This is a genomic window from Streptomyces sp. (genome assembly GCF_031178505.1).
Taxonomy (GTDB): domain Bacteria; phylum Actinomycetota; class Actinomycetes; order Streptomycetales; family Streptomycetaceae; genus Streptomyces; species Streptomyces gulbargensis.
Map to the genome: position 1 here is coordinate 1 of NZ_JAPSIW010000575.1, position 4,592 is coordinate 4,592.

The 4,592-nt window shown below is 74.6% G+C and carries 6 protein-coding genes; 5 read left to right on the forward strand and 1 reads right to left on the reverse strand.

Translation table 11 applies throughout. The annotated features are described in order from the left end of the window. The 5 genes from RIF68_RS28060 to RIF68_RS28080 all read left to right on the forward strand — a co-directional run. A partial coding sequence (locus tag RIF68_RS28060) for a roadblock/LC7 domain-containing protein (RefSeq protein ID WP_309054096.1) occupies positions 1 to 302 on the forward strand: 302 nt, incomplete at its 5' end. A 5-nt stretch (positions 303 to 307) separates the two neighbouring features. Next, positions 308 to 721, forward strand: a complete 414-nt coding sequence (locus RIF68_RS28065; protein ID WP_375165247.1) for a DUF742 domain-containing protein — start codon at positions 308 to 310, stop codon at positions 719 to 721. Between the two features lie 94 nt (positions 722 to 815). Beyond that, entirely contained in the window at positions 816 to 1,442 is a 627-nt protein-coding gene (locus RIF68_RS28070) for an ATP/GTP-binding protein (RefSeq protein WP_309054101.1), read from the forward strand. 34 nt (positions 1,443 to 1,476) lie between these two features. Further along, on the forward strand, positions 1,477 to 2,712 hold the full coding sequence (locus tag RIF68_RS28075; RefSeq protein WP_309054098.1) for a styrene monooxygenase/indole monooxygenase family protein: 1,236 nt from the start codon (positions 1,477 to 1,479) through the stop codon (positions 2,710 to 2,712). A 64-nt stretch (positions 2,713 to 2,776) separates the two neighbouring features. After that, positions 2,777 to 3,289 (forward strand): DUF6584 family protein, encoded by a 513-nt coding sequence (locus tag RIF68_RS28080; RefSeq protein WP_309054099.1) that lies wholly within the window; start codon positions 2,777 to 2,779, stop codon positions 3,287 to 3,289. Between the two features lie 24 nt (positions 3,290 to 3,313). On the opposite strand, the gene RIF68_RS28085 is transcribed toward RIF68_RS28080, so the two are convergent. After that, the coding region (locus tag RIF68_RS28085) for an NlpC/P60 family protein (RefSeq protein ID WP_309054100.1) at positions 3,314 to 4,592 on the reverse strand (1,279 nt) is incomplete at its 5' end.

Consider the following 4,592-nt stretch of genomic DNA (forward strand, 5'->3'; position numbering starts at 1 on the left):
CGGGCCCGCGCGGCTCCAGCGCCGACCTGGCCACCCTCGTCTCAGGCATCGGGAGCCTCACCGTCGGCGCCGCCCGGCTGATGGACGGCGGCGGCGTCAAGCAGACCATGGTGGCGATGGAGGAGGGCAGCGTCTTCGTCATGTCGATCAGCGACGGCTCGCTGCTCGGCGTCCACGCCGAACCCGACTGCGACATGAGCGTCGTGGCCTACCACATGGCCCTCTTCGTGGGCCGCGCCGGCCATGTCCTCACCCCCGAGGTCCGCAGCGAACTGCGCAAGTCGATGGAGGGGAACCGGTGACGTCGCTGTCCTCGGGGTTCCACCCCCACAGGCTGCCGGTACGGGGGGAGGGGCGCCGCCCCGCCCGCGTGCGCCCCTACTCGCTGACCGGCGGCCGCACCCGCTTCGGCCACGTGCTGCTCGTGGAGACCTTCGTGGCCGCGCTGGAAGCGCCGGCCCCCCGCAAGGTCCTGACGGACGGCGGGCCGGGGGCCCGAGGGCTGATGCCCGAGATGCGGGCCATCGTCGAGATCTGCCGCCGGATGCGGACCGTCGCGGAGATCTCGGCACTTCTGAAGATGCCGTTGGGGGTCGTCCGGGTGCTGCTCAGCGACCTGGCCGACCAGGGAAAGATCCGTGTGTACGGGACCGGTCACGGCACCGGCCAGCCCGACCGCGCGCTCCTCGAAAGGGTGCTGAGTGGACTCCGTCGTCTCTGACGCCACCGCCGTCGTACCGGCGGACACCGCCGTCGTCCCCGAGCCCGCGGCGGTCACCGCCACCGTCCCCGCCCAGCCGCGGGCCGGGGACCCCCTGGCCGACCCCGACCCCGACCCCGGCCCCGTCGCCGACAGCGAGGAGGGCGCCCAGGACTGGCAGCTGGACCACAGCCGCGCCCCCATCGCCACGAAGATCGTGGTCGCGGGCGGCTTCGGCGTCGGCAAGACCACCTTCGTCCGCGCGGTCTCGGAGATCACCCCGCTCCAGACCGAGGCCCTGATGACCCGGGCCAGCGAGGACACCGACGACCTCACGGCCACGCCCGACAAGCTGACCACGACCGTGGCGATGGACTTCGGCCGGATCACGCTCGACAACGACCTCGTCCTGTACGTGTTCGGCACGCCCGGCCAGCAGCGCTTCTGGTTCATGTGGGACGACCTGGTGCGCGGGGCGATCGGCGCGATCGTGCTCGCCGACACCCGCCGGCTCACCGACTGCTTCCCGGCCCTCGACTACTTCGAGAGCTGCGGGCTCCCGTACATCGTGGCCGTCAACCACTTCGAGGGCACCGAGCGGTTCGAGGTGGAGGACGTACGGGAGGCCCTGACGGTGCCCCCGCACGTCCCCGTGGTGATCATGGACGCGCGCAAGCGCTACAGCGTCGTGGAGACCCTGCTCGCCATGGTCGCCCACGCGCTCGAAGCCACCCCCGAATAGCCCTCCCCGTCACGTCACGCCAGGAGCACCACCCATGCGGAAGATACTCATAGTCGGGGCCGGACAGTCCGGTCTTCAGCTCGCCCTCGGCCTCCAGTCGCAGGGCTACGAGGTCACCCTCATGTCGAACCGGACGGCGGACGAGATCCGCTCCGGCCGGGTCATGTCCACCCAGTGCATGTTCCACACCGCCCTCCAGCACGAGCGCGACCTCGGCCTCAACTTCTGGGAGTCGCAGGCCCCGAGGATCGAGGGCCTCGGCGTCTCCGTCGCCGCCCCCGACGGCGGCCGCGCGATCGACTGGGTCGGCAAGCTCGACGGCTACGCCCAGTCCGTCGACCAGCGCGTGAAGATGGCCGGCTGGATGGAGACCTTCGCCCAGCGCGGCGGCCAGCTCGTCATCCACGGCGCCGCCGTCGGCGACCTCGACTTCTTCGCCCGCCGCTACGACCTGGTGCTCGTCGCCGCCGGCAAGGGCGAGCTGGTCTCCATGTTCGGCCGGGACGCCTCCCGCTCCCCGTACAGCGAACCGCAGCGCGCCCTCGCCGTCGCCTACGTCCACGGCCTCGGCCCGCGCCCCGAGCACCCCGACTTCGACGCGGTGCGCTGCAACGTCGTCCCCGGCGTCGGCGAACTCTTCGTCATGCCGACCCTCACCACCGGCGGTCGCGCCGACATCCTCTTCTGGGAGGGTGTGCCCGGCGGCCCGCTCGACGTCTTCCAGGGCGTCAAGGACCCCTCGGAGCACCTGGCGCTGACGCTGGAGCTGATGGAGCGGTTCACCCCCTGGGAGTACGCGCGCGCCACCAAGGTCGAACTCACCGACGCGGGCGGCACCCTCGCCGGCCGGTACGCGCCGACCGTCCGCAACCCCGTCGGCCGGCTGCCCGGAGGCGGCCTGGTCCTCGGCGTCGCCGACGTGGTCGTCGCCAACGACCCCATCACCGGCCAGGGCTCCAACTCGGCCTCCAAGTGCGCCGCCGCCTATCTGGCCGCCATCGTGGAGCACGGCGACCGCCCCTTCGACGAAGAGTGGATGCGGGCCACCTTCGACCGCTACTGGCAGACGGCCCAGCACGTCACGAAGTGGACCAACGCCATGCTCGCCCCGCCGCCGGAGCACGTCCTGAACCTCCTCGGCGCGGCGGGACAGCTCCAGCCGGCCGCCGACCGCTTCGCCAACGGCTTCAACGACCCGGCGGACTTCGAGAACTTCTTCTACGACCCCGAGAGGACGAACGCCTACCTGGCGTCGCTCACCGGCGCCTGAGACAGCGCCTCCCCGCCGCGAAAACCGGTCGAGAACGGGGAGGCGGTCCGGGGATCATGGGGGCATGCCCCTCGACGAGACCCTGGCCCGGGTGGACACCGACCTGGCCGCCGGCCGCGTGCCCCTGGCACGGCAGCGCCTGCGCGGCCTCGTCGGGTCGTACCCGTGGGACCTGACGCTGCGCCGCCGGCTCGCCGCGGTGTACCGGCTGTACGGGGACGCGGCCGAGGCCGGGCGCTGGATGTACCTCGAGGAGGACCGCGACCCGGAGGAGACCGCCGCCTTCGAGCGGCGGTACGTCTCCGCACGGTGGCGCATGAAGGCCCTCGCCTGGCGGGGCCCGGAGGCGCTCGCGGCCACCCCCTTCGCGGCGGAGCGGCTCGCCGAGGTCCGGGAGGCCTGCGCGGCCGAGGTGGGGCGACCGGTGGACTGGGACGAGCCGGTCCCGTTCGACGGCGACGGACCGGTGGACGAGGGCGGCAGGGCCGGCTGCGTCGTGGTGACCGTCGGGGCGTTCCTCGGCGGCACCGTGATGGCGGGCATCTGGCTGAAGGGCCTCCTCTCCCTCTTCGAGTGAGCCCCGGGCGGAGCGGCTCCCCGCTCAGGCCGTCGCGTCGTACCCCTCGTCCGCGCCGTCCCGCGCGCCCGCCGGAAGCCGTGGCGGTACGTAGGAGGGCAGCGCCGTCCCGTCCGGGTCGGGGCGTACGGCGCCGAGGAGCGGGTTCGCGGCGACGGGGGATACCTTCACCCGGCCGCCGGGCCGCGGCGCGTGCACCACCAGTCCCTCGCCCAGGTAGAGGGCGACATGGGTGGCGCCGGGGAAGTAGACCACGAGATCGCCCGGGCGAAGCTCGGCCAGCGGGACCCGGGGCAGCCGCGCCCACTGCTCCTGGCTGGTGCGCGGGATGTCCCGGCCGGCCGCCGCCCAGGCCTGCCGCGTCAGCCCCGAGCAGTCGTACGCGTCCGGGCCCTCCGCCCCCCACGCGTACGGGGTGCCGATCCGGTCCACCGCGAAGCGGAGGGCCGCCGCGCCCGCCCGGGACGGGGTGCGGACGCCGTCGAGGACCCCCGAGTCCAGCAGGGTGCGCTGGGCGCCCGCCGTCTGCGCCCGCTCCAGCTCGGTCAGCCGGGTCAGCTGTGCGGGGGAGAGCGAGGCGAGCAGCCGCTCGACCTCCCGGAGCCGGGCCATGACCTGCGCGTGCTCGGTCCGCTGCCGCGCGGTGAGCTCCCGCTGTCGTTCCAGCGCCTTGGCGGAGGCGGCGGCGAGCGTGCCGGCCCGCCGTTCGGCGTCGCGCAGCCGGCTGACCGTCGTGGCCCGGTCACGGGCGGCGCGCGCCATCAGATGGCCCTGGTCCAGGGCGGCCCGGGGGTCGGGGGCGAGGAGGAGCCGCAGGGCCGGGGAGAGGGCGGACCGGCCCTGGTACTGCTCCCGCGCGAGCCGCCCGGCCTCGTCCCGCGCACGGGCGAGGGCCTCACGGGTGGCGGTGAGTCCGGCCGTGACCTTCTTGGTGTCGGCGGTCTGCAGCTTCAGCGCCTCCGCCGTGGCGTTGTACCGCTCGGTGGCCTCCTCGGCCTGCCGGTAGAGCGTCCGGAGCCGGGTCAGGAGCGTGGCGACGGAGTCACCCCCGGAGGGCGGGAGCGCGGCGGCGTCGTCGTCCCCGGCGGGCGGTTCGGCGGGGGAGGAGGGCTCCCCGGGGGCCGGCTCTGCGCCGGGCGGTGCCGCCGGGGGCGGTTCGCCGGGTGCGGGCTCGTCGGAGGGCGGCGGCTCGGCGGGGGCGGGCGCCTGTGCGGGACGTCCCTCGCCGGGGGCGGGCTTCCGTGCGGGCGGTCCGCCGGGGGCGCGCTCACCGGCAGCCGGTGCCGTCGCGGGCGGTGCCGTG

What these genes read in the sequence shown, in the direction of transcription:
- RIF68_RS28075 (WP_309054098.1), top strand. Translation starts at nt 1,477, where the DNA reads ATGCGGAAGATACTCATAGTCGGGGCCGGACAGTCCGGTCTTCAGCTC.
- RIF68_RS28080 (WP_309054099.1), top strand. Translation starts at nt 2,777, where the DNA reads ATGCCCCTCGACGAGACCCTGGCCCGGGTGGACACCGACCTGGCCGCC.